22 protein-coding genes and 1 pseudogene are annotated in these 26,791 nt (G+C 64.8%); 21 read left to right on the top strand and 2 right to left on the bottom strand.

Going from position 1 to position 26,791, the window contains the following annotated elements; all coding sequences use genetic code 11:
- Nucleotides 1-39: 39 nt before the first annotated feature.
- From L0C21_RS14150 to L0C21_RS14130, 6 genes and pseudogenes are all read left to right on the top strand, one after another.
- Entirely contained in the window at nt 40-585 is a 546-nt protein-coding gene (locus L0C21_RS14150; RefSeq protein ID WP_259279088.1) for a DUF3261 domain-containing protein, read from the top strand.
- Entirely contained in the window at nt 582-1,787 is a 1,206-nt protein-coding gene (locus tag L0C21_RS14145) for a beta-ketoacyl-ACP synthase (protein ID WP_259279087.1), read from the top strand. The genes L0C21_RS14150 and L0C21_RS14145 overlap by 4 nt, the downstream gene beginning before the upstream one ends.
- Nucleotides 1,787-2,239 (top strand): annotated as a pseudogene (locus tag L0C21_RS16940) (hotdog family protein); the annotation flags it as partial. The gene L0C21_RS14145 and the pseudogene L0C21_RS16940, both read left to right, overlap by 1 nt.
- Nucleotides 2,240-2,261: 22 nt before the next feature.
- Nucleotides 2,262-2,987 (top strand): 3-oxoacyl-ACP reductase FabG, encoded by a 726-nt coding sequence (gene fabG / locus L0C21_RS14140; RefSeq protein WP_259279086.1) that lies wholly within the window; start codon nt 2,262-2,264, stop codon nt 2,985-2,987.
- Nucleotides 2,987-4,213, top strand: coding sequence for a beta-ketoacyl-ACP synthase (locus L0C21_RS14135; protein ID WP_259279085.1), 1,227 nt, complete (start codon nt 2,987-2,989; stop codon nt 4,211-4,213). Before fabG ends, L0C21_RS14135 begins: the two co-directional genes overlap by 1 nt.
- 10 nt (nt 4,214-4,223) lie before the next feature.
- Nucleotides 4,224-4,970, top strand: coding sequence for a 4'-phosphopantetheinyl transferase family protein (locus L0C21_RS14130; RefSeq protein ID WP_259279084.1), 747 nt, complete (start codon nt 4,224-4,226; stop codon nt 4,968-4,970).
- 3 nt (nt 4,971-4,973) lie between these two features.
- On the opposite strand, the gene L0C21_RS14125 is transcribed toward L0C21_RS14130, so the two are convergent.
- Nucleotides 4,974-5,378 carry a hypothetical protein gene (locus tag L0C21_RS14125; RefSeq protein WP_259279083.1) on the bottom strand — a complete coding sequence of 135 codons (405 nt, stop codon included), beginning with the start codon at nt 5,376-5,378 and terminating at the stop codon, nt 4,974-4,976.
- A 369-nt stretch (nt 5,379-5,747) separates the two neighbouring features.
- Here L0C21_RS14125 and L0C21_RS14120 point away from each other — a divergent pair, with 369 nt between their 5' ends.
- The 3 genes from L0C21_RS14120 (at nt 5,748) to L0C21_RS14110 (ending at nt 8,533) form a co-directional block, all read left to right on the top strand.
- Nucleotides 5,748-6,602 (top strand): cellulase family glycosylhydrolase, encoded by an 855-nt coding sequence (locus L0C21_RS14120; protein ID WP_259279082.1) that lies wholly within the window; start codon nt 5,748-5,750, stop codon nt 6,600-6,602.
- A gap of 155 nt (nt 6,603-6,757) precedes the next feature.
- The gene (locus L0C21_RS14115) at nt 6,758-7,648 is read left to right on the top strand and encodes a hypothetical protein (protein ID WP_259279081.1); all 891 of its coding nucleotides are present in this window, start codon (nt 6,758-6,760) and stop codon (nt 7,646-7,648) included.
- Between the two features lie 102 nt (nt 7,649-7,750).
- Nucleotides 7,751-8,533 carry an energy transducer TonB gene (locus L0C21_RS14110; RefSeq protein ID WP_259279080.1) on the top strand — a complete coding sequence of 261 codons (783 nt, stop codon included), beginning with the start codon at nt 7,751-7,753 and terminating at the stop codon, nt 8,531-8,533.
- Here L0C21_RS14110 and L0C21_RS14105 read toward each other — a convergent pair.
- A complete protein-coding gene (locus L0C21_RS14105; protein WP_259279079.1) occupies nt 8,530-9,708 on the bottom strand; it encodes a glycosyltransferase in 1,179 nt (392 codons plus the stop codon). The genes L0C21_RS14110 and L0C21_RS14105 overlap by 4 nt on opposite strands.
- 350 nt (nt 9,709-10,058) lie before the next feature.
- On the opposite strand from L0C21_RS14105, the gene L0C21_RS14100 reads away from it, so the two are divergent.
- The 12 genes from L0C21_RS14100 to gspJ all read left to right on the top strand — a co-directional run bounded on the left by L0C21_RS14100 (nt 10,059) and on the right by gspJ (nt 26,786).
- Nucleotides 10,059-12,638, top strand: coding sequence for a TonB-dependent receptor (locus tag L0C21_RS14100; protein WP_259279078.1), 2,580 nt, complete (start codon nt 10,059-10,061; stop codon nt 12,636-12,638).
- Between the two features lies 1 nt (nt 12,639).
- Nucleotides 12,640-13,434, top strand: a complete 795-nt coding sequence (locus L0C21_RS14095; RefSeq protein ID WP_259279077.1) for a hypothetical protein — start codon at nt 12,640-12,642, stop codon at nt 13,432-13,434.
- A gap of 345 nt (nt 13,435-13,779) precedes the next feature.
- On the top strand, nt 13,780-16,539 hold the full coding sequence (locus tag L0C21_RS14090; protein ID WP_259279076.1) for a beta-helix domain-containing protein: 2,760 nt from the start codon (nt 13,780-13,782) through the stop codon (nt 16,537-16,539).
- A 111-nt stretch (nt 16,540-16,650) separates the two neighbouring features.
- On the top strand, nt 16,651-19,197 hold the full coding sequence (locus tag L0C21_RS14085; protein ID WP_259279075.1) for a TonB-dependent receptor domain-containing protein: 2,547 nt from the start codon (nt 16,651-16,653) through the stop codon (nt 19,195-19,197).
- 29 nt (nt 19,198-19,226) lie between these two features.
- Entirely contained in the window at nt 19,227-20,138 is a 912-nt protein-coding gene (gspC, locus tag L0C21_RS14080) for a type II secretion system protein GspC (protein ID WP_259279074.1), read from the top strand.
- Between the two features lie 19 nt (nt 20,139-20,157).
- The gene (gspD, locus tag L0C21_RS14075; protein ID WP_259279073.1) at nt 20,158-22,155 is read left to right on the top strand and encodes a type II secretion system secretin GspD; all 1,998 of its coding nucleotides are present in this window, start codon (nt 20,158-20,160) and stop codon (nt 22,153-22,155) included.
- Nucleotides 22,152-23,627, top strand: coding sequence for a type II secretion system ATPase GspE (gene gspE / locus L0C21_RS14070; protein ID WP_259279072.1), 1,476 nt, complete (start codon nt 22,152-22,154; stop codon nt 23,625-23,627). Before gspD ends, gspE begins: the two co-directional genes overlap by 4 nt.
- A 7-nt stretch (nt 23,628-23,634) precedes the next feature.
- Entirely contained in the window at nt 23,635-24,855 is a 1,221-nt protein-coding gene (gspF, locus tag L0C21_RS14065; RefSeq protein ID WP_259279071.1) for a type II secretion system inner membrane protein GspF, read from the top strand.
- 12 nt (nt 24,856-24,867) lie between these two features.
- On the top strand, nt 24,868-25,329 hold the full coding sequence (gene gspG, locus L0C21_RS14060; RefSeq protein WP_259279070.1) for a type II secretion system major pseudopilin GspG: 462 nt from the start codon (nt 24,868-24,870) through the stop codon (nt 25,327-25,329).
- On the top strand, nt 25,304-25,816 hold the full coding sequence (gene gspH, locus L0C21_RS14055; protein ID WP_259279069.1) for a type II secretion system minor pseudopilin GspH: 513 nt from the start codon (nt 25,304-25,306) through the stop codon (nt 25,814-25,816). The genes gspG and gspH overlap by 26 nt, the downstream gene beginning before the upstream one ends.
- Nucleotides 25,816-26,187, top strand: coding sequence for a type II secretion system minor pseudopilin GspI (gene gspI, locus L0C21_RS14050; RefSeq protein ID WP_259279068.1), 372 nt, complete (start codon nt 25,816-25,818; stop codon nt 26,185-26,187). The genes gspH and gspI overlap by 1 nt, the downstream gene beginning before the upstream one ends.
- Entirely contained in the window at nt 26,184-26,786 is a 603-nt protein-coding gene (gene gspJ / locus L0C21_RS14045) for a type II secretion system minor pseudopilin GspJ (protein WP_259279067.1), read from the top strand. Before gspI ends, gspJ begins: the two co-directional genes overlap by 4 nt.
- The last annotated feature ends 5 nt before the right edge of the window (nt 26,787-26,791 follow it).

Raw genomic sequence — 26,791 nt, 5'->3', positions numbered from 1 at the left:
GTTCCGTTGCTTCTTGCTTGTCTTGCGGGCTGCGCGTCCATGCAGCCGGCAAGAAAGGCCGCGCAAGCGCCGGCAGCGGTACCCGATGCGACGGCGGCGCTGCTCGGCGTGAGCCTGCCGCCAGCCAGCTTCGGCGGCACGGCAGCGTTTGACCAGCAGATCAGCGGCATGGTCGAGGGTAATGAGGCCAGCCTGCGTTTCCGCGTGGAAATCCGCCCTGAGCGGTTGGTGATGGTGGGCTTCAGTCCCTTGGGTTTTCCGCTGTTTACCCTGACCCACGCAGACGGCCGGCTTGATGTGCAAACCACCGGCGGGCGGGCGCTGCCGTTTGATCCACGCTTCGTGCTGGTGGATTTCCAGCTCGCCTTCTGGCCTATGGATGCGCTTGCCCCGGCGCTGGCGGCGCAAGGGCTGCGACTGGAAGCGGAGAACGCCCGGCGCCGCGTGCTTGGCCCGGACGGCGCGGTGATGGCGGAGGTGACATTCAGCGCGGGCGACGATGCGGCGCAGCTGGTAAGCATTCGCCATACCGAGCCGGCCTATGAAGTGCGGGTCCGCTCCCATCAGACGGGTCTTGCCTCATGACTCTGGCCAAAACCGCCTACCTGCATGATGTGGGGCTGGTCTGCGCTCTCGGATGTGGGAAGGACGAGGTGTTCTCCGCGCTGATGGCGGGCGCGCAGCCGGGCATCGTGCGATCCGAAGCGCTGCGGGTGGACGGCGCACCGGTTTACGTGGGCGCAGTGCGAACGCCGCTGCCCGCATTGCCTGCAGGATTGGCCCGCTGGGATAGCCGTAATGCCCGGCTGCTCATTGAGGCTGCCCGCCAGATCACGGTTGCCATCGCACAGGCGAAATCCGACTTCGGGCCGGAGCGGGTGGCGGTGGTGCTGGGCTCCAGCACATCCGGCATCGCCGAGGGCGAGATGGCGGTTGCTGCCCTGAGGCGCGATGGCAAGCTGCCGGAGAACTTCGATTTTGCCCGGCAGGAAATGGGCAGCGTGGCCGAGACGCTGGCGCGGCATTTCGAGTTAGCCGGGCTGGCGTATGCCATATCAACCGCGTGCAGCGCCGGAGCGCAGGCGCTGGCGGCGGGCCGGCGATTGTTGCGGGCAGGGCTGGCCGATGCGGTCGTGGTCGGCGGGGTGGACAGCCTTTGCCAGCTGACGGTGAACGGCTTTTCCGCTCTGGGGGCGGTTTCGGCCGGCATCTGCAACCCTTTCAGCCGCAACCGCGACGGCATTACCATCGGCGAAGGCGCGGCGGTGTTCATGATGCGGCGCGAGCCGGGGCCGGTCGCGCTCAAGGGCGCAGGCATCACGTCGGATGCCTACAGCATGAACGCGCCGGAGCCGGAGGGGAAGGGACTGGAGCAGGCGGTGCGGAACGCGCTTGCGGACGCAGGGCTTGCGCCTGAGAACATTGCCTATGTGCAGCTTCATGGCACCGGCACGCAGCATAATGATGCGATGGAAAGCAAGGCCATGCGCCGCGTGTTCGGGAGCAAGCTGCCGCCGATGAGTTCCTCGAAGCCGCAGCTGGGCCACACGCTGGGTGCGGCGGGCGCGCTCGGCGCGGCGCTGTGCTGGCTCACCCTTTTGGACGCCAACATAGAACGGCGCGTGCCACCCCACCTGTTCGATGGGGTGGCGGACGAGGGGCTTTTATATGACGAGCTGGCGCGCGTGGGCGACTGCCTCACGCGCGACGGACCACTGTATCTCATGTCCAACACCAGCGCGTTTGGCGGCAATAATGTAAGCCTCATTCTGGGGAGGGAGGAGTGATGGCGAAAGACCATGCAGCCCTGGAGATGACTTGGCCTGTGGAAAGCCTGGTGCCGCACAGCGGACCAATGGTGCTGCTCGATCGCTTCGCGCGCGCGGGCGAGGGCTGGGCGGAGGCCGAGGTGCGCGTCGCCGAGGACCGGCTGTTCTGCGAGCCGGGGCGGGGCGTGCCCGCCTGGGTCGGCATCGAATACATGGCGCAGGGCATCGCCATGTTCGCAGGGCTTGCCGCCCGCCGGGCCGGGCGAGAGATCGAAAAGGGTCTGCTTGTCGGCACGAGGCGATACGAGGTCATGCGCGATCATTTCCCCGTGGGCGCGCTGCTGACCGTGCGGGTCGAGGAAGAAATCATCGATGGTCCGGCTGGTGTTTTCTCCTGCACCATCAGGGACCAGACGGGCGATATCCTCGCGCAGGGGCGCCTCAACGTTTATGTCCCCGAAGACCAGAAAACCTTTTTGAAGAGCAGATGGCATGAAGCGTCGTGTACTCGTCACCGGATCGAGCCGTGGCATCGGCAAGGCAATTGCGCTGGAACTGGCGAAATCCGGGTTCGATATCGCTGTGCATTTTCGCAGCAACCGCGAAGCCGCCGAGACGGTGGCGCGGGAGATCGAGGCGCTGGGCCGCAGCGCTTGGTTGCTCGGCTTCGATGTGGCCGATCGGGCCGGAGCCGTTGCTGCCATCGAGCAGGATATCGAGGCGAATGGCGCCTACTACGGCGTCGTCTGCAACGCGGGCATCCATCGCGATGCCGCCTTTCCGGCCTTGACCGGCGAGGAATGGGATGAGGTTGTGAACGTCAATCTCAATGGTTTTTTCAATGTGACGCAGCCCACGGTCATGCCGATGGTGCGGGCAAGAAAGGGCGGGCGCATCGTCGTGCTTTCGTCCGTTGCCGGTATCATGGGCAACCGGGGGCAGGTCAATTACAGCGCCACCAAGGCTGCGCTCATTGGCGCGACCAAGTCGTTGGCCATTGAGCTGGCCAGCCGGCAGATCACGGTCAATTGCGTTGCCCCCGGCGTCATTGAGACGGATATGGTGGATGATGTGGAGATGGACCGGATCAAGCACCTTATTCCCGCCGGACGGATGGGCCGGGCGGAAGAGGTGGCGGGCCTGGTTGCCTATCTTTTCTCCGACAGCGCCGCATACATTACGCGGCAGGTGATCTCCGTGAACGGTGGGATGGCGTGATGCGACGGGTGGTGGTGACCGGAATGGGGGGCGTCTCCCCCATCGGCAACGGCTGGCAGGCCATGGAAGCGGGGCTGCGCGCGCTCAAGAACGGTGTGCGCTACATGCCGGAATGGGAAATTTACGAAGGCCTCAATTGCCGCATCGCGGCTATCGTGCCTGAGCTTGACCTGCCTGCCCATTACACCCGCCAGCGGGTCCGCAGCATGGGCCGTATCGGCATGATGTCGACCTTTTCCAGCGAAATGGCGCTGGCCGATGCCGGGCTGATTGATAATCCCATCCTCACCAGCGGGAAGGTGGGCATTGCCTACGGCTCGTCCTCCGGCTCGCCCGCGTCCATTCAGGAATTCGGCACCATGCTGGTCGACCGCAAGACCGATAGCATTCGCGCGAACACCTATGTGCGGATGATGCCGCACACTACCGCCGTTAACATCGGCATCTTCTTCGGCATCCGCGGGCGCATCATCCCTACCTCCAGTGCCTGCACTTCGGGCAGCCTTGCCATCGGCTACGCCTACGAGGCGATCAAGCACGGCCAGCAGGTCATCATGGTGGCGGGCGGCGCGGAGGAGATCAGCCCCAGCCAGGCGGCGGTGTTCGAGACGCTCTACGCCACCAGTTCGATGAACGAGCAGCCTCACCTGACGCCCTGTCCCTTCGAGGCCAGCCGGGACGGCCTGGTGATCGGCGAAGGCGCAGCGACGCTGGTGCTGGAGGATCTGGAGCACGCGCTGGCGCGCGGCGCGCATATCCACGCCGAGATTATCGGCTTTGCCACCAACTCGGATGGCCGCCACGTGACCCAGCCGACGCAGGAGACCATGGCCATCTGCATGGACATGGCGGTGCAGGATGCTGGCGTCTCACCCGATACCATCGGATACGTCAACGCCCACGGCACGGCGACGGATCTGGGCGATGTGGCGGAGAGCCAGGCCACGCGCCAGATTTTCGGCCGTGCCGTGCCGATCAGTTCGCTCAAGAGCTATCTTGGCCACACGCTCGGCGCCTGCGGTAGTCTCGAGGCGATGATGACCATTGGCATGATGAACGGCGGCTGGTTCGCGCCGACCCTCAACCTCCAATCCATTGACCCGCGCTGCGCGGAGCTGGATTATATCGTGGGCGCGGGGCGCGAGATTGAGACGGATACCGTCATGACCAACAACTTCGCCTTCGGCGGCGTTAACACCTCGCTGATCCTGAAGCGCTTCGTCTGAGGCGGCGGACGTGTTGCAGCTCTGGCTGCTTGGACTGGACGACCCGCGCCTGGCCGGCATGGAAGCGCAGGCGTGCGACTGGCTGGAGGAAGGCGATCGGGCGCTGATGCGGCAGCGCAAGGGCGATGCGGCGCGGCGGTTTCTGTTCGGCCGGTGGCTGATGCGTCGCGCCCTTGGGAAGCTTTCGGGCTTGTCGCCGCAGGAGCTGGTCTTCACCCTCGCTCCGAACGGCCGGCCGGAATGCGAGGCCATCCGTGAGCGCGGCCTTGTCTTCAACCTTTCCCATGCGGGCAACAGGCTGGTGGTGGCGGTGGCGCGCGCTGCCGCCATCGGCGTTGATGTGGAGGAAAGGCGCCGGGCCGCGCAGGCGCTGCGGATCGCCAGGACGTTCTTTTCAGAGCCGGAACAGCACAGCCTGGCCGGGCTGCCGGAAGAACAGGCGCAAGCGGCGGCCCTGCGGCTCTGGATAGTGCGGGAAAGCCTGGTCAAGGCCGTGGGCGGCGCGGTGTGGGATGGAATGAAGGGGGTGAGCCTCGACCCTGGCGGGTCGCGCATGGCGCTGGATGGCTTGAAGAGGCGCGCGGCAAATGCGGAAGGCTGGCAGGCGGCCGCCGGTTTGCTTGGCGCCAGCCACTGCCTTGCCCTTGCCGTTGGCGGCTGCGAGACGGACTGGCTCCGGTATCCTGTTCCCGTGGTCGACCCGTTGGAGGGAACGCCGCGCGATCACTGGATGCCGGAGCTTGTCTGGCAGGCGTAGCGCCTAGAGTGCTGTCAGCTTTTGCTGGATGTCCTGCTCCAGCAACTTGACCCACTTGTTGTAGTTCCGGTGGATGGTCGTGCCGGTGTAGCGCAGCACCTGGCTGTCCTTATAGGTGATGCTGAAGCTGGAGCCGGTATACTTGATGTCGATGACTGCCGTGTGCTTGCGGACGTGCAACGTGGCGACCAGATGGCCGGTGCCTTCGTCGCGCGTGACCCAGCCGCGGGCGGAGGCGGCCTGGATGATGGCGGCCCGCACCTGATCTGACGAAGGCTGCTTGCCGCTTGCAGTGGCAATCGGAGCATCGATGACATTGTAGATGGGCTGGTCGCGGCCGAAGGCCGCCTGGGCCTGTGGCGAGGCGAATAGCAGGCTGAGGAACAGCGCGGCAAGAAGCCGTTTCATGGGTCGTTACTCCTAATCATTGGGTCATGCCACTCTGCGCTGCCGCTCCCGACAGGCAGGGTTACTCTGCCTACGCCACTGTTATGAACCATGCTCCAGGGCGAGCCGTTTGCCCGCTTGCGCGCCCGCCCCGCAGGCAGGGCATTGGCGCTGCTGGGTTTTTGATGCCGCCGCCGGATCGGGGAGGCCCTTACCACGTTGAAAACATAGATGCCAGTAGAACCTGTTTCCGGCCCGAAACGGAAGCTGCTGGCCCGGCGCATCGCTTAGGGAAAGAGGTGAGGGATATGGTGCTGTCGCGCGTGCGGGTGGCGGGGTCGATGTTCCTGGATGCCGAAGGCCGGCAGGTCATCCTGCGCGGGGTGAACCTTGGCGGCGACAGCAAGGTCCCCTATCCCAACGGGGGGGACCCACATCCCCACGGACTTCTCGAACCATCACGCCGTCTCGTTCATCGGCCGGCCGTTTCCGCTCGAGGAGGCGGACGAGCATCTCGATCGGCTGCGGCATTGGGGTTTCAATTGCCTGCGGCTGCTGACGACATGGGAGGCTATCGAGCACGCCGGCTCCGGCCAGTATGACGAGGCGTACCTCGACTATTTCACCGAAGTGTGCGAGCGGGCCGGCGAGAAGGGGTTCTATGTCATCGTCGACCTGCACCAGGATGCGTGGGCGCGCATGTCGGGCGGCGATGGCGCCCCCGGCTGGGTGTTCGATGCGCTGGGGCTCGACTTCACCAAGTTCCATGACGCGGGCGCGGCGCTCGTCATGCAGCACGCTTATGATTACTCAAATCCCAATCCGCGTCAGGCGGACTATCCGCCCATGGCATGGACGCGCAACTACTGGCTGCCCGCCAATGGTATCATCTGGACCCTGTTCTGGGTCGGCGAGCTGGCAACGCCTGAGTGGAGAATCGGCGGCACGAACGTGCAGCGGTTTCTGCAGGGCCACTACATCGCGGCCATGACGCAGATCGCGCAGCGGGTGGCGCACCTGCCCAATGTTCTTGGCTTTGATACCATGAACGAGCCGGGCATCGGCTGGGTCGGCACGCGGCTGACCTATCGCCACCTGGCGCCCTCGGGCGACCAGCTCTCGCCCCCCATGCCGGGTCCGGCCCTGTCTCCCCCTCGACAGCCTCGTCGCAGCGCGGGGGATTCCGGTCCACGTGCCCCACCTGATCCATCATGCGGAGCTGGGCCGGGCGGTGCCGGTGGATGAGCAACGCATCAATCCCAACGGCGTCTCCATCTGGAAGCCGGAGGCATGCTGCCCGTTCGAGCGGGCCGGAATTTACGAATTACGGGGCACTGAGCCGCGCGCGCTGCGCGAGGATGCCTTCCGGATTATCGGCGATCGCATGATAAGCATTGCCGATGACTGCTTCGGCCCCTTTTTTCCGCAAGATGGCAGGCGCCATCCATGCGTGGAATCCGGATTGGGCGCTCTTTGCGGAAATCGACCCGCGCGGATTTCATGAAGGCCGCGGCTACCCGGATGAACTACCGCCGGCAACGGTGGTCGCCGGTCATTGGTATGATATCACCGCGCTGGCCACCGCCACGTTCAACCCGGAGGACCATACGGACCTGCTGACCGGCGAACAGGCGCGCAACCACTGGCAGCTCGGACGCATCTATGTGCGCCAGCTGCGCCTGCTCAAGGAAGCCGCCGCCGCCATGCCGCAAGGCGCGCCGGTGCTGGTTGGCGAATTCGGCATTCCCTATAATTTCGACGAAGGCGAATCCTACGAGGCCTGGGCACGGGGCGAGCGCGGGCCGCATGTGTGGCGCAAGCAGATCGAGGCGCTCGATTTGATGTATGACGCAATGGATGAACTGCTGCTCAGCTGCGCGCAGTGGAACTACACGGTGACCAACAGCAACGATCCGCGCATTGGCGACGGCTGGAACCAGGAGGACCTTTCCATCTGGTCCCGCGATCAGATGGATGGGCGCAATGACCCCGATGCCGGTGGGCGGGCGATCGAGGGGTTCTGCCGCCCCTATGTGCGGCGAACACAGGGGCGGTTGCTGATGATGCGTTTCAGCCGTACCTCGCGTATGTTCCGCTGCGTGCTGATGGGCAATCCCAGCGTGCGGGGGCCGACGGAAATCTATGTACCCCGCATCCAGTATCCGAACGGGTTCATCATCGAGAACATGGGCGCGCCCAGCGCCATCCACGTCAATACGGAGCAGCAACTGCTGGGGGTGCAGGCGTTGATGCACGGCGTGTCGCAACTTGTGCTCCGCCCGCTGGAGTGAACGGGGCACGACACCAGGACGACCTGACCGGGCGGGAAACCGTTTGCGCGCTTTGGGGGCTCAGGCTACCAATCGGCTGCTGCTGTTGCCTGACGTTCCCCTATGCCCCGTTTCGAATTCTGGTCCTGGTTCCGCGCGCCCTGGCGCCGCCTGATCGCCGGCCGTAACGCCGGCAGGGGCGGAGCGTGGGCTGCCCCGCGCGATCTCAGGACGCAGGCGGCCATCCTCGGTAGCGTCATTGGCCTGCACCTGGCCATTCTTGCCGCTTTGCTCAGCTATCGCCTCCTCCTGCCGGAGGCCCCGGATGAACCCATTATCCGGCTGGAGGCCCCACTACAGGTTCCGCCTGCCAGGGATTTGGCGGGCATGTCGCTGGCGCCCGTGCCCCTGCCCGACCTTGCGCCTGCGCTGCCGGTGCCTGATGCCGAGGCTCGCGCTGCGGAGCGCGCGCCGAAGCCTCGCCCGCCCGAGGAGATCATTGCCGAGGAGGCGCTGACGCCTGCCGTTGCGGCCCACTCGCTCAACGCGCGGGGCTTTGATCTGGTATCGCCGCCCCGCTATGCGGTGGCCTCCCTGCGAAACCGCCTGCCGGATTACCCGGCCGCCGCCCGCCAGCTGAGGGAGGAGGGGGTGGTGATCCTGCGCGTGCTGGTGAGCCCGGCCGGGAAAAGCCTTTCCGTCGACATATATCAGAGCAGCGGCCATGCGCGGCTGGACCAGGCCGCCCGCCAGGCCATTCTGCGCTGGGCATTCCTTCCCGCCGAGCGCGGCCGCCAGCCGGTGACAGCGTGGCTGCTGGTGCCCATTCGCTTCATAGGCGGAGTGCGGGTGCTGGTCGACGAGGCCGTTATTTTTGGCGGGCAATCCTCTGCCCGGCAGGGTTAGGAGCCGTAGGTTCCGGTCTTTAGCGGAGTACGGGCCATGTCGCGTCCGGCCAGGCAAGCCAGCAGCCAGGCTTCATAGGCGGCAATCGCCGCTGCGCTTCGGTAGGGCTGAATGGCGTTTTGCAGAACCGTCCGGTCGGGCTTCTGACTCAAGGCCTCGTCCATGGCTGCGGCCAGAAGTCCGGCGTCACCGGGCGGCGCCAGCCGGCCGATGCGGCCGTCCTGCAAGACTTCGCGCACGCCGCCAGGACAGTCGGCGGCAACCACAGGGCAGCCGCAGGCCAGCGCCTCGATGAGCGTGGCGGGCAGCCCCTCCCAGCGGGAGGGCAGAACGAACAGGTCAGCGTGGCTGAGCGCGGCGAACGGGTTGCGCGTGATTCCCGGAAGGCTGACCAGATCCTCTAATCCCAACTGGCGCACCTTTTCTTCCAGGAGCGGCCGCTGAGGCCCCTCGCCCAGCAACAGCAGGCGGGCGGACCGCCGCCGGCGCAGCTGATCGAAAGCATCAAGCAGCAGGTCAAACCCCTTCTGCGGTACGAAGCGGCCGATCCCCAGAAGGGTGGGGCGCGCCGGGTCGGGCGCGCGCAGCCAATCGTGCTCCGGCGTCTGCGCGGCGCGGGCGGCCAGATCGTCCGGCAGGATGGGGCTGGGCAGAACCGTGATGCGGCTGGGCGCAATGCCGAGGCCGACGATCAGGCTGTCGGCGACAGAGCCGGAAACGGCGATGATATGATCCGCCTGGGTCCAGAAGGGCTGCAGGTGCAGGCGCCGCAGGGCATTGCCATGGGCCGAGGGCGTGCGCGTCACATGATTGCTTGCCCGTAGCACAAGCAGGGTTGATTTCGGTCGTCGCATCAACGCGTGGCCCAGCGCGGCAATGGGCGCGACATGGTTCGCCATGCTGAGGAGGATGTCCGGGCCGGCGCTGTTCAGATACCGCGCGAGGGCCGGGATGCTGGTCATCAGGTCCGCAATCCGGCGCAGGCCGCTACCTACGGTCTCTGGCGGGCGCGGGCTCAGCGGCACGAGGCGGACACGCGGGTCGAGGCGCGTTTCACCGGCCGCGCCGCGTGCGGCAACGATCAGGTCGACCTGGTGGCCCCTGGCCGCCAGGCCGTTGGCAAGCGCCAGCGTGCGGCTTTGCGCGCCGCCGATCGTAAGAGCATGAATAAACAAGGCAATGTGCATAGCTGGAAAACCAGAAAATGCGCGAAATTAGAACCCGAGCCAACCCCCCGGGGAAAGTGTCTCTGGTAAGACGTCTGATCGATGAACAGGCCGTGTCAGATGCGTCGAGCGGTTCTGGCGCTCGGATATATGGAAAGGCGTGGCGGCAAAACCAAGGTCATATGGTGATGCAATCGCGCAAAGGACTGAATTCCGGGCGAAACCGGGGCGCGTGCCGGCCTCCTTCGCTGCTGACAGCATCTTTTTTCCGAAAATTGGAACGGCTGTAAACGCCCTGTCATCTAGCCAGCTTAAAGCGCTGCCTGTGTCCTTGATTTTTATGTGAGTTCTTTCTGGTGATGTCCTCCTCATCGCGTAGCGTTGTCAGCTGCCTGGCAATCCTGACTGCAACCTGCCCCGCCGTCGTTCAGGCGCAGGCAGCGCCGGAAATCGACGCCATCGTTGTCACCGGCCAACGCGCCCAGCAAATCCGGTCGCTTGCGCTGAAACAGGAAGCGCTTGGGGTAATGGATGCGGTTTCGGCCAACGATATCGGCCGCCTGCCGGATCGCAACGTGGCCGAGGTGATCGAGCGTCTGCCGGGCGTGGGCGTGCAATACGACCAGGGGGAGGGCCGCTATGCCTCGGTGCGCGGCGTTCCTTCCGAACTCAACGGCTACACGCTGAACGGTTTTGAAATCGGCAACCCGGATGGCGACACCCGCGCCCTGCCGCTCGACGTGGTCTCCGGCCAGCTGCTCAACCGCGTGGAAGTGTCCAAGGTCAAATCGGCGGACCAGCAGGCCCAGGGGATCGGCGGCACTATCAATCTTGTCACCCAGACGGCGTTTGATTTTCGCGACTCCTTTGTCGTCTCCGCCAACGGCCAGGTCGGTTACCAGGAGATGAACAGTAAAAGCCAGCCGGTGCAGGGCGACGTGAGCGTTGGGGGCCGCTTCGGCGAGGACGAACAGTTCGGCATTCTGGTTGGCGCCAGCTATTCCGACCGCACCTTCACCAGCAACGGCATCTATCCGGACGACTGGTTCGCGGTGGATGCGATGGAGCGCGGCGGCCTGCCGACCAACCTGAAATACACCGACTACCGGCTCAACCGCGAGCGTATCGGCGCCAGCGGCTCGTTCGATTGGCGGCCGAACGACGATCACCAGTTTTATGTGCGCGGCTTCTACAGCAAGTTCAAGGAAGACGAATACCGCCAGCGCATGCGGCTTGATTTTGCGGACGCGGATCTGGTGGCGGACGGCAGCGTCGTCATCCATCCTGATGGCCTGACAGGCACTTCGACCGCAACCCAGCAGCGTTCAGACCTGCGGCTGGAGCAGAAGGAAAAATCGGTGCTCGCCGGCATGGCGGGCGGGCAAAGCCGCTTCGGTTTATGGACGGCGGAATACGGTATCGCCCGCATTCACAATGAGCTGGATGAACCGAACCAGAGCTGGCAGTTCCGGGGTAATCCGGGCCCGCTCGATTTCGATTTTACCGACAAGCTCTATACCGTCACGCCGCAGAACGGCTACCTGACGCCGGCGGATCTGGAATTCCGCGAGTACACGGAGCAGGACGACCATGGTGAGGAAGACACCTGGGCGGCGCGGCTCGACCTGAAGCGGGACCTGGAGTTCAGCGAGAACAGCTTCGTCAAGTTCGGCGCGAATTTCCGTACCACCGACAAGTCGTTCAATGGCAACACGACCTCCTATGGCCGGGGCAGCGCGGGCAACCGCTTCTCCCTGGACGGGCTGGCGGGCGACAGTGTGTGGGTGGATGCCGGCGGCGCGTCGGATTACTACCTGTCGCCTTCCATCGATCAGGATGCGATCATTGATTTCACCGAGGGCAAGCTGGGCGGCCCCCAGTTCGTGCTCGATGAAAGCGGCACGCTCGCGGACACTGTTCTGCCTGACTATGACCTGACGGAAGAGGTCTATGCGGGTTACGCCATGACCAACCTGGAGTTTGGCGACGTAGCGGTGACAGCCGGCCTGCGCGTTGAACACACCAAGGTCGATATCCAGGGTTTTGACTTGGAGAACGAGGCGGATGTGGTCGCGGCCTCCGGGGACGCGGACTACACCAACTGGCTGCCTAGCCTCATCGTGCGCTATACGCCTGTTGAAAGCCTGATCGTGCGTGCCGCCTATTCGCGCAGCATCGGCCGCCCGCAATATGATTCGCTGCGACCGGGCGGCGAGGTTGGGTATGTGGACAATGGTGATGGCACGTTTGACGGCGCCGTCTCGCGCGGCAATCCGGCGCTCAAGCCCTATGTCTCTGATAACCTGGATCTGACCGCCGAGTGGTATTTCGCCGAAGGCGGCATCCTGTCGGCCGGCGCTTTCATGAAGTTCGTGAAGAACCCCATCTTCACCCAGAGCTTCACCATGGAAAACGCCAGCTTTGGCGGGCGCACCTATGACCGGCTCGAATTCTCCCAGCCGCAGAACGCGGACGAGGGCGAGATCAAGGGCGTGGAGTTCGCTTACCAGCAGCAATTCACCTTCCTGCCGGGCCTGTGGTCGGGCTTCGGTTTCGGCGCGAACCTGACGCTGGTTGATTCCGAACTGAAAATTCCGGGCCGGAGCAAATCCGGCTTCCCGCAGCAGTCGGATCTGCTCTGGGGCGTGCAGTTGTTCTATGAATATGGTCCGGTTGAGGCTTCCGTTGGCTACCACACCACCGGCAAGGCTCTTGCCAGCATTGGCGATGAGCGCCTGACGGATGTGTACAACGACGATCTGCGCCGGCTGGATGCCAAGTTCAGCTACGCCTTCAGCCCGAACTTCCGCATGTTTGTGGAAGGCAAGAACCTGACGGACGAGCCGACGCGCCAATATCAGGGCGGCATCGGCAACTGGGTGGTCCAGAACGAGCGCTACGGCCGGTCGTTCTACGTCGGCGCGGCTGTGAGGTTCTGATATGGCAATCCTCGCCTTGATTTTCGCCGCGGCCGTGGGAGCGGCGGCACCGCAGGCCGCTGCGCCCGCGCCGGTGATCCAGCGGATCCCGGCGCAGGAAGCGCGCCAGGGCGTGGCGTCGGATGGGCGCTATGTCTATGCCATCGCCAACAACGCCATCGGCAAGTATGACAAGGCGACGGGCAGGAAGGTGGCGGGCTGGACCGGTGACCGCCAGCTGTTCCCCCACATCAACAGCTGCACGATGGTCGAGGAAAAACTGGTCTGCGCCGCGTCCAACTACCCGGCCGTGCCGCAGGCGAGTTCGGTTGAGTTCTTCGATCCTGCAACCATGACCCATGTGGGCAGTCGCAGCCTTGGTCCCGGCACGGGGTCGCTGACGGTGATGATGCGCCACGATAATTCCTGGTGGGGCGTCTTTGCCAACTACGACGCCAAGGGAGGAGAGCCGGGGCGGGACCACCGCTACACCACGCTCGTGCGGATGAACGATCAGTTCCAGCGCGAGGAGGCGTGGCTGTTTCCCGAGGATGTGCTGGCTCGTTTCGCGCCGTCCAGCTGTTCCGGCGCGGCATGGGGGCCGGATAATCGCCTCTATGTGACCGGCCATGACCGGCGGGAGCTTTACGTTCTTGAGCTGCCGAAGGCCGGCGGACGCCTCGCGCATGTGGAGACGATCGCCATTGCGACGGGTGGCCAGGCAATCGATTGGGATGGAGCGCAGGCCGGCGTGCTCTGGTCGATCGAGCGGGGGCAGGGCGAAATGGTTGCCAGCCGTATCAGGCCAGCGGAATAGCGTTCAAAGGTCGTTCCTCACTGGGCGTTGCAACCTATGGCCTTTGAATGCTGGGCCTCCGGGTCAGGAGGGCGGGAATGGATCTCTTCCGCCTTCACGGACCCGGAGGCTTTTTCTTTTTCTCCATAAAAATGCGTGGCTGCCCTGAAACATCGTCACGTTTCCGCTTCTGGCGCGTGTCCTCCGGCATCCTGTTACATGGTTGTAATAATGCATGGGTATTGCTGCCCCCGGGTTGAGTCTCACCCACGTAACGCCGGACCCGACGTCCGATCTTCCAAAATAGCCGGGGGTTAATGAATGTCTTCCCATTTTCGTTTGAGGAGCCTTTTGTGCACAGCCTTGATGGCTGTGGCGCTGGCGGCCTGTAGCGACAGTTCGAGTGAAATTGCCTCACCAGGCAGCCAGGGGCCCAATCCGGGCGTTCCGGGCGGTGGTGACAACGGTGGCGGTGATGGTGACAATGGCGGCGGCAGCGCCGGCAATTGCCCGACCGGAACCACGCGGCAGCAGGTGGGCGATGAAACCCACTGCGCGATCAACGCTGGCGCCATCCTCTCTGACCTGACGCTCACCAAAGACAACATTTATGTACTGAACGGCCCGGGCAACATTTTCATTGGCGAGCCGACGGACGCCAACGGCAACGGCGGCACCCGCGTGACGCTGAAGATCGAGGCCGGCACCCGGATTTATTCTGATGATCCGGAAACCGCGCTGGTCATCAGCCGCGGTTCGCGCATCGACGCCCAGGGCACGGCCAATGCCCCGATCATCTTCACCAGCGCCCGCGACATGGGCATCGGCGGCTCGCCGTTCACCGGCAACGCGTCGGATGACCCGAACACCGGCGAGTGGGGCGGCCTGGTTCTGAACGGCCTTGCGCCGATCAATGCCTGCGCCGGCACGCAGGCGGTCTGCGAGAAGGAAGGCGAGGGCGACAGCGGCCTGTTCGGCGGCAACAACCCGGCGGACAGCAGCGGCATTCTCCGCTACGTGCAAATCAAGTACTCGGGCGCGCTCATCAATTCCGAGGATGAGCTGAACGGCATCGCCTTCCAGGGCGTGGGCTCCGGCACGACCGTCGAGTATATCCAGGTTCACAACGGCGCCGACGACGGCATCGAATTCTTCGGCGGCACCGCCACCGTTAAGCACCTGATCGTCTCGGGCGCCAACGACGATTACATCGACTGGACCGATGGCTGGCAGGGCAAGATCCAGCACGCCATCGTGATGCAGAATCCGAACCTGCCGGAAGGTGATCGCGGTATCGAGGCGGACAACCTCGACGACGATCATGACGCCTCGCCGCGCTCCAACCCGACGCTCGCCAACCTGACCTTTGTCGGCGCGGCCAGCAGCGATCCGGCCAAGAGCGTGGGCAGCCAGGGCATTCTGCTGCGCGTCGGCACCAGCGCCAAGATCTATAACTCGGTCGTCACCAACTTCGCCGATGGCTGCCTTGACCTCGACGATGCGGCGACCTTCGCCCAGGCGCAGAATGGCGCGCTGGTCGTTCAGTCCACGCTGCTGAGCTGCAGCCAGCCGACCGAAGAGGAAAGCGGCGACCCGATCGACCTGAGCGACTGGTTCCTCGCCCAGAGCAACAACGTGATCGGCGATGCCTCGCTCAGCGGTTATGTGAACGGCTCCGCCGAAGCGGCGGTGGTCGCCACCGACATGAGCAAGGTGGACGGCTTCTTCGATAAGGTCGACTACATTGGCGCCGTCAACGGAGCCGATGCGCCGGCCAACTGGACGCTGGGTTGGACCTTCGGCCTTAACGCGGCCGCCGGCTGCCCGAGCGTCAACGGCATCACCGAGGACTCCAACGGCAACTGCGTGCTGACCGGCACCATCACCGACGACGTGCGCCTCTCTGCCGGCCGCGACTACCTGCTGAACGGCGTGGTTCGCATCGGCACCGATGCCGGCATGGATCCGGCCAGCCCGCTGGCGGGCTCCGATCCGGCGACGCTCACCATCGACGCCGGCGTGCGTGTCCTCGCTCAGACTGCGGAATCCGCGCTGTTCATCTCCCGCGGCTCGCGCATCGTCGCCAACGGCACGAAGGACGCCCCGATCATCATGTCGGCCGTGGGTGACGACACGCACCAGCTCGACACCGACACCGCGCTGTGGGGCGGTCTCGTCATCAACGGTCGCGCGCCGATCAACGCCTGCGCCGGCGCCCAGCCGGTCTGCGAGAAGGAAGGCGAGGGCGACAGCGGTCTGTTCGGCGGCAATGTGCCGAACGACGATAGCGGCGTGCTGCGCTACGTGGTGGTGAAATATGCCGGCCGCCTGATTAACGCGGAAGACGAGCTGAACGGCATCGCCTTCCAGGGTGTGGGCAACGGCACCACCGTCGACTACATCCAATCGCACAATGGCGCTGACGATGCGGTCGAGTTCTTCGGCGGCACGGTCAACGTGAAGCACCTGGTCCTGACCGGCGCGGGCGATGACTCGCTCGACTGGACCGACGGCTGGCAGGGCAAGATCCAGTATGCCCTGATCGTGCAGAACCCGAACCAGCCCGAGGCAGAGCGTGGCATCGAGGCAGACAACCTTGAGGGCGACTTCGACGCCGCGCCCCGTTCGCACCCGAAGATCGCCAACATCACCTTCGTTGGCGCGGGTGACAAGGGCATCGGTGAGCGCGCGATGGTTCTGCGCCGCGGCACGGCGGTCAACCTGATGAACGTGGTTGCCGCCAACTGGTCGAACAGCTGCTTCGACCTGGACGACGCGGCCACCTTCGCCGTGGCTGGCCCCAATGCCACCACCCGCACGGGCGACCTGACGCTGCAATCCTCGCTGCTCTCCTGCAGCCCGGCCGTGGAGGTGGAAGCGGGCGATCCGTACGACACGAAGGCCTGGGTTGAAGCCCAGAGCAACAACGTGCTGGGCGTGGCCGCAACCCTCGCGTCCCCGGCCACCGGCGGCAAGAAGTACATCAATGGCTCCGCCGAGGCCGCGGTTACGGCAACCGATCCGAGCACTGTCGATCCCTTCTTCGACAGCGTGAACTTCATCGGCGCCGTGAAGGATGCCGGCAGCGACTGGACGGCCGGCTGGACCGTCTGGCTCAACCGCTAAGCCGAGCAAGACAGGAAACCGTGACGGGCGCTCTGCCCGTCACGGTCCGCTTGCATACTGTTTCAGAGAGGAAAGAGAATGGCCTCTTCTCGCACCCTGAGGCGAGCGCTGATGGCCTCGACGATCTGGATGGTTCCGATTGTCGAGCTTCATGCCCAGCAAGCCGCCCAGACCCCCCAGCCGGAAGCATTTGATGAGCTTCTGGTTCAGGGCGAATACATTCCCGACGAAAAGCGGGCGACGTCGGAAATCTCGAACATTCTCGATGCCGAGGATTTCAAGATTACCGGCGACTCCGATATCGGCAGCGCGCTTCAGCGCGTGACGGGCCTCAGCCTCGTTGATGGCAAGTTCGTCTTCGTGCGCGGCCTTGGCGAGCGTTACTCGTCGGTGCTGCTGGATGGCGCGTCGCTGCCGAGCCCCGAGCCGCTGCGCCGGGTGGTGCCGCTGGACATCTTCCCGACCGCACTGCTTGGCAGCGCGCTCGTGCAGAAGTCCTACTCACCCCAGTATCCGGCCGAATTCGGTGGCGGCGTTCTGGAGCTTCGCACGCGCGCGGTGCCGGAAGAGCGCTTCTTCTCCATCAGCCTGTCCACGGCCTACAATACGGAATCCACCTTCAAGAAGGGCCTCGGCTACGACGGCCATGACCTGGATTTCACCGGCTTTGGCGGCAGCAAACGCAAAATTCCCGATATCATCGCGAACAACTATCCGCTCAGCAACCTGAGCCCTGAGCAGCTGGAGCAGGCCGGCGAGGCCCTGCCCAACGTTTGGTCTCTGGATGAAGAGCCCAACATGCCTCAGTTCACCGGCGAGCTGGTCTATGGCGACCGGTTCGAGCTAGGCGAGAAGAACCTCGGCATCATCGCGGCCGTGCGGTACGACAGCAAGTTCCAGAACGAGTTCGGCACGCGCAGCCGCTACACCACGTCAGACGCCGGCCCGGTGGTGAACGAGAACATCTCCCCCGAGGTTTGCGAGAGCTACGAAGGAGCCACGGGCTGCGGCTACCGGCGCAGCGACTGGACGATCGGGCTCAACGGCATCCTCTCCTTGGGGCTGGAACTGGATGACGCCAACGCCATCAAGTACACCACGCTCCTCTTGCGGAAGACCGATCGCATCTCGGAAATCTATCAGGGCGAATTTGCATCCGACCCCGGCACGCTGCGGAACCGCTCCGGTTTCGACTGGATCGAGCAGCAGGTATGGACCAACCAGCTCTCGGGCGAGCACGCCTTCGAGATGGATGGCGCCACGTTCGGCGAGCTGAAGCTCGACTGGCGCGCCGTCTATTCGCAGGCCAGCCGCGAGGTGAAGCTGCGCCGTGACTACACCTACGATTTCGACGAAAACAGCCAGGTGTGGCGGAACCGGGCGCGCCCGGACGGCAACCGCACGTCATTCGGCGGGCTTGACGACACCAACATCGAGGGCGGCTTCGATTTCGATCAGGAGCTGGCGCTCGGCGCCATCGAAATGAACCTGAAGGGCGGCGCGGCCTATACCGACAAGGAACGCGACAGCGCCTTCCGCCGGTTTTATTACGCCTACCCTGCGGGCGCGCACCTGGAATTGCGCGAGCGTATTCCGGAGATCATCTTCGGGCCGACCAACATCGACCCCAACGGCTTCGTGCTGCGGGAAAACACCGATCCATCTGATTTCTTCGACGCCAGCATGGAGAACGTGCAGGGCTACGGTCAGTTGGATATTCGCCTGACCCCGACCCTGCGGCTCGCGGCCGGCGCCCGTTACGAAGACTCCAAGCAGATCGTCAACACGGTCGACCGCGCCACCGAAGAGGCCATCCGCACCACGCTGCGCGGCGAGTACCTCCTGCCCGCGGCAACCGCCACCTATGAGTTTGCGGAGAACATGCAGGTGCGCGCGGGCTACAGCCAGACCATCTCGCGGCCGGACCTGCGCGAGCTGTCGAGCGCGGCTTTCATCGACGAGCGCCGCCGCCTCACCCGGGGCAATCCGTATCTCAAGATCACCGAGATCAAGAACTACGACCTGCGCTGGGAATGGTACTTCGGCAAGCAGGACTCCTTGACCATCGGCGCCTTCTACAAGGATTTCACCAATCCGATCGAGTGGACTTACGTGCCGCGCGGCGAAGGCTTCATCCGCGAACCGCGCAACGCGCCGGGCGCGAAGCTGAAGGGCGTCGAGGCAGACGTCGAGACCTACCTGCCTTTCTTCAAGGGTTCGAGCAGCGAATGGCTGGCCCGCAAGGACTTCTTCGTGAAGGCCAACGTCGCCTATATCGACTCCGAGATCGAGCTTGAGCCGGGCGTCGAGACGACGGCCAACCGTTCGATGCAGGGCCAGTCCGACGTGCTGGTCAATGCCCAGGTTGGTTACGATGATCCGATCGCGGGCGAACGGTTCGCGCTCATCTTCAACTTCACCGGCGAGCGCATCGATGACGTGGGCCTCTTGCAGGCACCGAACTTCGTCGAGAAGCCGCCGGTCATGCTCAACCTGACCTACGCCCGCGCCTTCAGCCTGTGGGGCGGCGAGTATGAGTTCAGCTTCGAAGCCGAAAACCTGCTGGGCGATGACTTCATGATCAAGCAGGGCGACTTCGTTGCCGAGCAGTACGATATCGGCAGAACCTTCAAGATCGGCATCAGCGCCCGCTACTAAACGGGGCTGATGCCGGAAAACGGCATTTGATGCTTATCCAAAAGCCTAGAAAGCTTGCGCGAAGACAGAAGAAGGGGGCGGCTCGCGTTCCCTTCTTTCTTCCCGCCTTTTTGCGCGCGCAAACCCTCTCTGGCAGCCGGGCCCTGGTCCGGCTGCCTTCCATCATCAGTGCGTTGCTCGTCATGCTTATGGCCAGCACGGCCGCAAATCTGCTGTGGATGTGGGCTGACTTTTCCGATGGCCAAAACACAGCGGGAAGGAGGCCGCTTCCCGCGCAGGGCGCATCGGTGAAAACTGATTTCAGCGTGCTGTCGGCGTTCGATCCGTTTCATCGCGCGGCGCCAGCGGCCGCAGACGTGGCGGCAAAGACCGCGCCGGTAACCAGTCTCGACCTGCAACTGTTCGGCGTGCGCGCCGGCGAGAATGGCGAGGGTTCGGCCATTGTCCGCACGCCCGATAAAAATCAGGGCGTGTTCAGGGTGGGCGATGCGATCATGCCGGGCGTCACCCTGCGAGCTGTCATGGCTGATCGCATTGTCCTCTCCCACCAGGGGAATACGGAAAGCCTCTACCTCGACCCTGACGCCAGGGGCCACCAGACCATCGCCGAGGCTTCCGCACCATCGCAGCCAGTGGAGGCCGCAGGGCTGGAGGCGCAGAAACTCGATTTTCAGACCGTGCTGAACGCGGTGCGCCTGTCGCCGCGGGTGGTTGATGGCGTTGTCCGCGGCTTCTCGATCAATCCGGGCGCGGATGCGGAGGCTTTCCGCCGCAGCGGCCTTGAGCCGGGCGACGTGTTGCTGGCGGTCAACGGCACGGCGCTCGACACGGCAGAGCGCATGGCTGCGCTCGAGACCAGCCTGCGCGGCGCACGAAGCGTCCGGCTCGAAGTCGAGCGGGGCGGGGCCAGGAAAATCATCGAAATTTCGAATGCACTTTGACGTGCAATAGGGTGCTTGAGTGAGAAGACGTAGGCGAACCGACATTCTGGCCCTGGGGCTAAGCCTGATGCTGGCGAGCGCGAGCCCGGCCATGGCGCTGGATCAGACGCTCAATCTGCGCGAGGCGGATATCCGCGCCTTTATCGACGACGTGGCGATGTTGACGGGGCGCACCTTCATTGTGGACCCCCGCGTTACCGGCCGCGTGACCGTGCTGTCGAACAACGTCCTCTCGGAAGAGGATGTGCTCGATATTTTCATGGCAACGCTCAGCGTGCACGGTTTCACGGCTGTTCCGACCAGCAGCGGGGCTTACAAGATCATCCCCGTCGATGCCGCCGCGCAGCAGGCGCCAACGACTTTGCGCGCCGCCTTTGATGCCCAGTTCGTCACGGAGGTGTTCCACCTCAAGACGGCCGATCCGCTGCCGGTTCTGGAGATGATTAAACCGCTCGTCCACCCGAAGGGTCAGGCGGTGGCCAATCGCGGCGGCAACGCCATCATTGTGGTCGATACCAAGTCCAACATGGCGCGCATCCGCCGGATCATCGCCAACCTGGATACGGACACCTCCGTCACGCGGGCAGTGCCGCTGGTCAATACCTCGGCGCGGGAAATGGCGGATGTGGTGGCGGCGGTCCTCGCCACCGGCCAGGGCGATGCGCCGCGCCGCGCCGTGCAGGTGGTGCCCGTGCCCAGCAGCAACACGCTGCTGCTGCGGGGCGACGCGCAGACGCTCGAAAAGCTGGCGGTGACCGTGCAGGAGCTGGACCTAGGCAATCAGCGCAAGAACGACCTGAAGGTCATCCAGCTGAAGCACGCCGATGCCGAGCAACTGTTGCCGATCCTCGAGAAGATCAGCGCTTCGGTGAACGTGAAGGCCGCGGAGGGCGCGCCCGCTGCCGCGTCCGGCTCCGGCCGCGCCAACATCGCGTTCGATAAAGGCACCAACTCCCTCATCATTGCGGCCGAGCCGTCCATGCAGGCAACGCTTGCCTCGATGATCGAGCAGCTTGACGTGCGGCGCGCCCAGGTGCTGGTGGAGGCGATTATCGTTGAGGTGTCGGACACGGCAGCCAAGGAGCTGGGCCTTCAGTTCGTGCTCGCCGGCACCGAGGGCAGCACCGTTCCCTTCACCGTCACCAACTATTCCAACACCGCGCCCAACCTCCTGGCGATTACCGGCGCGGTCGCCCTCGATAAGAACGATGTGGACGACGAGACGCTGGATAACCTGCGCGAGACGGCCCTCAACTCGCTCCTTGGCATCAACGGCTTTGCCACCGGCTTCGGCGGCAAGCTGAGCGATGGCACCCTGTTCGGCGCGATCCTGACCGCGCTCAATCAGGATGTTGCTTCCAACGTGCTGTCAACGCCGTCGGTGATGACCATGAACAACGAGAAGGCTTCCATCATCGTCGGTCAGGAAATTCCCATCACCACCGGCGAGTCCCTTGGGGCGGACAACAGCAACCCCTTCCGCACCATCGACCGGCAGGACGTGGGCGTGCAGCTGGACGTGCGGCCCCAGATCACCGAGGGCGATACCATCAAGCTGTTCATCCGGCAGGAGGTCTCCAGCATCGCCGGACCTGTCACCGCCAATTCGACCGACCTTGTAACCGACAAGCGCGAGATCGAGACGACGGTGCTGGTGGATGATGGCGAGATCATCGTGCTCGGTGGCCTGATCGAGAACGACGAGCGGGTTTCAATCGAGAAGATCCCGCTTCTTGGCGACATTCCCCTCATCGGCCGGGCTTTCCGCTCCGAAGCGCGCTCGCGTTCCCGCACCAATCTGATGGTGTTTCTGCGGCCCACCATCATCCGCAGCGCGGAGGACATGCGGCAGGCGACCTCGGTCAAGTATGACTACATCCGCGCCGAGCAGCTCTTGCGCCAGGAAGAGCGCACGACCGATCTCGACGCCTTCATGCGCGGCGTCATGGGCTCGGCCCCCGGCTTGTCGCAGGGGGTGGTCCCGCAGGCAGGCGCCGCGCCGGAGGCAAGCAAGTGAGCGGGCGGATCGATCCGATCCTCCACTACAGCTTCGCCAAGGATTATGGCGTCGTGCTGCTGGAGGGCGGCGAGCGGCCCTGCCTCGGCGTGCGGGAGGAAGCCTCGATCGAGGGCATCCTTGAGGCGCGCCGGGCTATCGGCCGGCCGATCGTGCTCCAGCGGATCAGCCGTTCGGAATTCGAGCGCTGCCTGTCGGAACTCTATTCTGCCGAGGGTATCGCGGCGGACGTGAGCGCGGCTGGGCCCGAGGATGACGACTTCCTCAGCCTCGTCGGCGACATGCCGCAGACGGCGGACCTGCTCGACACTGGCGATGACGCGCCGGTCATCCGGCTCATCAACAGCCTCATCGCCGAGGCGGCGCGCAAGCGCGCGTCGGACATTCACGTCGAGCCGTTCGAAACCCAGCTTTCGGTGCGGCTGCGGCTTGATGGCGTTCTGCAGGAGGTCATCAGCCTCCCCGCGCGCCTGTCTCCACTGATCGTCTCGCGCATCAAGGTGATGGCGCGGCTCGATATCGCCGAGAAACGCGTGCCGCAGGATGGACGCATCTCGCTGACGCTTGGCGGCCGCGCGCTCGATGTGCGCGTCTCCACCCTGCCGTCCCGCCACGGCGAGCGGGTGGTGATGCGCCTTCTCGATAAGGAGCAGGCGCACTTCTCGCTTGAGAGCCTCGGCATGCCGGAGGCAACGCTCGTCGGTTTTCGCCGGGCGCTCCTGGAGCCCCACGGCATCGTGCTGGTGACCGGTCCCACCGGCTCGGGCAAGACCACCTCGCTCTATGCGGGCCTCGCGCTCCTTAATGACCGCACGCGGAACATCCTCACGGTCGAGGACCCGGTTGAATATTCGCTGGACGGCGTCGGCCAGACCCAGGTGAACGCCAAGGTGGGCATGACCTTTGCCGCCGGCCTGCGCGCTATTTTGCGCCAGGACCCGGACGTGGTGATGGTGGGCGAGATCCGCGACGTGGAAACGGCCCAGATCGCCGTTCAGGCGAGCCTTACCGGCCACCTGGTGCTCTCGACCGTCCACACCAACACGGCGGTCGGGGCCATCACCCGCCTGCGCGACATGGGGGTGGAGTCTTTCCTTCTTTCCTCCACCATCCGCGCCATTCTCGCCCAGCGGCTGGTGCGCCGCCTCTGCCCGCACTGCAAGGAGCCGCACGCCGCCGACGCGTCGGAGCGCGCGGCGCTGGGGCTGGCCTCGGATGCCGCAGTGATGATCTGCCGCCCCAAGGGCTGCGCGTACTGCAACAGCACCGGCTACGCGGGGCGGATCGGCATTTATGAATTTATCGAGGTGACGGAGGAACTGCGCCGCCTCATCCACGGCGACGCCAGCGAGCAGGATATAGCAAGCCTCGCCTTTCGTAATGCGGATACGCTGATGCGAAGCGGTGCGCGGCATGTGCTGGCGGGCATCACTTCGCTGGCCGAAGTGCTCCGCGTTTGCCGCGAGGAGTAGGCGTTCCATGGCGGCATTCGAATACGAGGCGCTGGATGCGGATGGCAAAACCCGCAAGGGCATCATTTCGGCTGACAGCCTGCGCCAGGCGCGCAGCGAGCTGAAGCGCCGCAAGCTGTTTCCCGTGAGCGTGGCCGCCGCCCATGAGCGCCGCCGGGCGGCCAGCCGCCTGCGCTTTGAACGCCACGGCCGCATGGGCACGCGCGATGTCACGCTGCTCACCCGCCAGCTGGCAACGCTGGTGGCGGCGAGCGCGCCGGTGGAGGAAGCATTGCAGATGGTGGCTCTTCAGGCGGAAAAGCCGGTGGTCAAGCGCACAATGCTCGCCATTCGCGCCCGCGTGATGGAAGGGTATCGATTATCCGCTGCGCTGGCCGAAGAGCCCCGTACGTTCGGCTCGCTTTATCGGGCCATGGTGGCGGCGGGGGAAAGCTCGGGCGCGCTCGGGCCGGTGCTGGAGCGGCTGGCGGACCACCTGGAAAAAAGCCAGCAGCTGCGGTCCAAGATCATCACGTCGCTCACCTACCCCTTTTTCCTGGCGCTGGTGGCTGTCGGCGTCATTGCCGCGCTCATGGCCTTCGTGGTCCCCAAGGTGGTCGACCAGTTCACCGGCATGGGGCAGGAGCTGCCGGCGCTGACCAACGCCATGATCGCCGCCTCCCATGCCGTGCGGACGCTCGGACTGCCGATGCTGGTGGCGCTGCTCCTTGGGCTGGCGGCTTTCGGGCGCGCCTTGCAACGCGAGGAGTTCCGTCGCCGTGTAGACCGCGTTGTGCTGCGTCTCCCCGTCGTTGGCCGCCTGGTGCGCGACCTGCAGACCGCGCGCTTCGCCCGCACCATGGCAACGCTGCTCGCCAGCGGCTGCTCGGTGCTCGATGGCCTTGAGGCTTCCCGCCAGATCCTCCGCAACATGATGTTCCGCGATGCGGTTGGCGACATGATGGCCCAGATCCGCGAAGGCTCCAGCCTGTCGGCGGCGCTCCGGCGCAGCAAGGCTTTCCCGCCGATGATCGGTTACATGGCGGCCAGCGGCGAGAACAGCGGCCGGCTCGATGACATGCTCGGCAAGGCCGCCCAATATCTGGAGCGCGAGTTCGAGGATTTCACCGCCGCCGCGCTCAGCCTGCTCGAGCCCGCCATCATCATCGTCATGGGCGGTGTCGTTGCAACCATCGTGCTTTCCATTTTGCTGCCCATTCTGCGGCTCAACAGCCTGGCACTGACATAAGGACAGGAAACAATGAAGAAGCTGCTTCTGCGCCTCATTTCCCCGGCAAAGGCAAACCGTTCCCGCGAGGCGGGCTTCACGCTGGTGGAGCTGATGGTGGTGATCGTGATTATCGGTCTGCTCGCCACCGTCGTTGCCATCAATGTGCTGCCGAGCCAGGACCGGGCGATGGTGGAAAAGGCGAAGGCGGATATCAGCTTGCTTGAACAGGGGCTGGAGATGTTCCGGCTGGAGGCCCTACGCTACCCGACGACGGAGGAAGGGCTCGAGGCGCTGGTGACGCCGCCCGAGAATGCGCGCGGCAACCGCGCCGAGGGTGAGGGCTATATCCGCCGCCTGCCGGAGGACCCGTGGGGCAATCCGTATCAATACATCTACCCCGGCGAGCACGGGCGCTTCGATGTTTATTCGCTGGGCGCCGATGGCCGGCCGGGCGGCGAGGGATCCGATGCGGACATCGGCAACTGGGAATAACCGCAGGGCGTGCGAAGCCGGCTTCACGCTGGTGGAGCTGATGGTGGTGGTGTTTCTGATGGGCCTTCTCTCCGGCATCGTTGCTCTCAGCCTGCCGCCGGGAATGAGCGGGCCCGAGCGCGAGGCCCAGCGCCTGGCCGCACGGCTGCAACTGGCGATGGAGGAAGCGGTGGTGACGGGAGACGCGCTCGGCTTTGGGGCCAATTCCAACGCTTACGGCTTCTTCCGCCTGAGGCGCGGGCAATGGCGCGCAATCGAGGACGAGCGGAAGTTCGCCAGGATCGCGTGGGAGCCCGGCTTGTCGGCCGTCATCGAGACCAGCGGCCTTGTTCTGGAGGGGGACAAAGAGGGCGAACTGCTGCCGGTGGTGCGCTTCGATCCTGTGGGCGGCATGACGCCCTTTGCCATCACCCTGCGGCAGGAGGGCGAACGGGTGCGGATCATCGGCGATGCAAGCGGCGCTATCCGGATTGAGAAGGGCGCGTGATGGCCGGGCGCACAGGCGAGGTAGGTTTCACGCTGGTCGAGATGCTGGTGGCGCTCGCCATCCTCGGCATTGCGCTGGTCGCGCTGCTGAACGCGGTGGGCGAGAACGTGCGGGCTGCGGGCAGCATCCGCCAGAGCCTGCTGGCAGGCATCGTCGCTGAAAATCGCATGGTTGAGACCATCGCCATTCCCGATGGCCAGCAGGCGGGCACTGATAGCGACGAGGCCGATCTGGCGGGGCAAAAATGGGTCTGGCGGCGGGAGATCCTGCCAACGCTCGACCCCACCATGCAGCGCATCGAGATCACGGTGATGCCGCAGGGGCAGGAGACTCCGGCCGCGCGGCTGACAGCCTTTCGGGCCAAGCCATGAGAGAGGCGGGCTTCACCCTTGTCGAGATGCTGGTGGCGTTATTGGTATTCGCCATCGTGTCGGCGGCAGGCGTTGGCATCGTTACCTACGGGCTGGACGCCAAGGCCTCGGTTGGCGCCATGGATGCCCGGCTGAAGGAGCTTCAGCTGGCCCGCGCCCTGCTGAAGGACGATCTGGCGCAGGTGATGAACCGGCCGACGCGGGGGGCTTACGGCGAGGACGGCGAAATCGTGTTCGAGGGCGGCTATCAGGAGCGCCCCGGCCAGCCAGTGCTGCGCTTCGTGCGCGGCGGCTGGCAGAACCCCGGCGACGCGGAGCCGCGCAGCGCGTTGCAGGCCGTGCGCTACGAACTGGAGGAGGGGAGGCTGCTCCGCGTCTCCCGCACCTATCTCGATCCGGCAAGCGATGAGGGCGCGGCGCGGCGGGTCGTGCTCTCCGGCATCAGCGATTTTCGGGTGCGGTTTTTCGTCGGCGGCTACTGGCAGGATCTGTCGCTGGTCCGCGCAGCGGGCGGCCAGTCCATCCCGAGCGTCGTTGAAATCGATGCGACGCTCGAGGGGCTCGGGCCGGTGCGTCAGCTGTTTCTGGTGAGGGGCTGATGCAG

It is taken from the genome of Pedomonas mirosovicensis, from assembly GCF_022569295.1.
Taxonomy (GTDB): Bacteria; Pseudomonadota; Alphaproteobacteria; order Sphingomonadales; family Sphingomonadaceae; genus Pedomonas; species Pedomonas mirosovicensis.
This window is presented reverse-complemented; position numbering and strand designations above follow the sequence as displayed.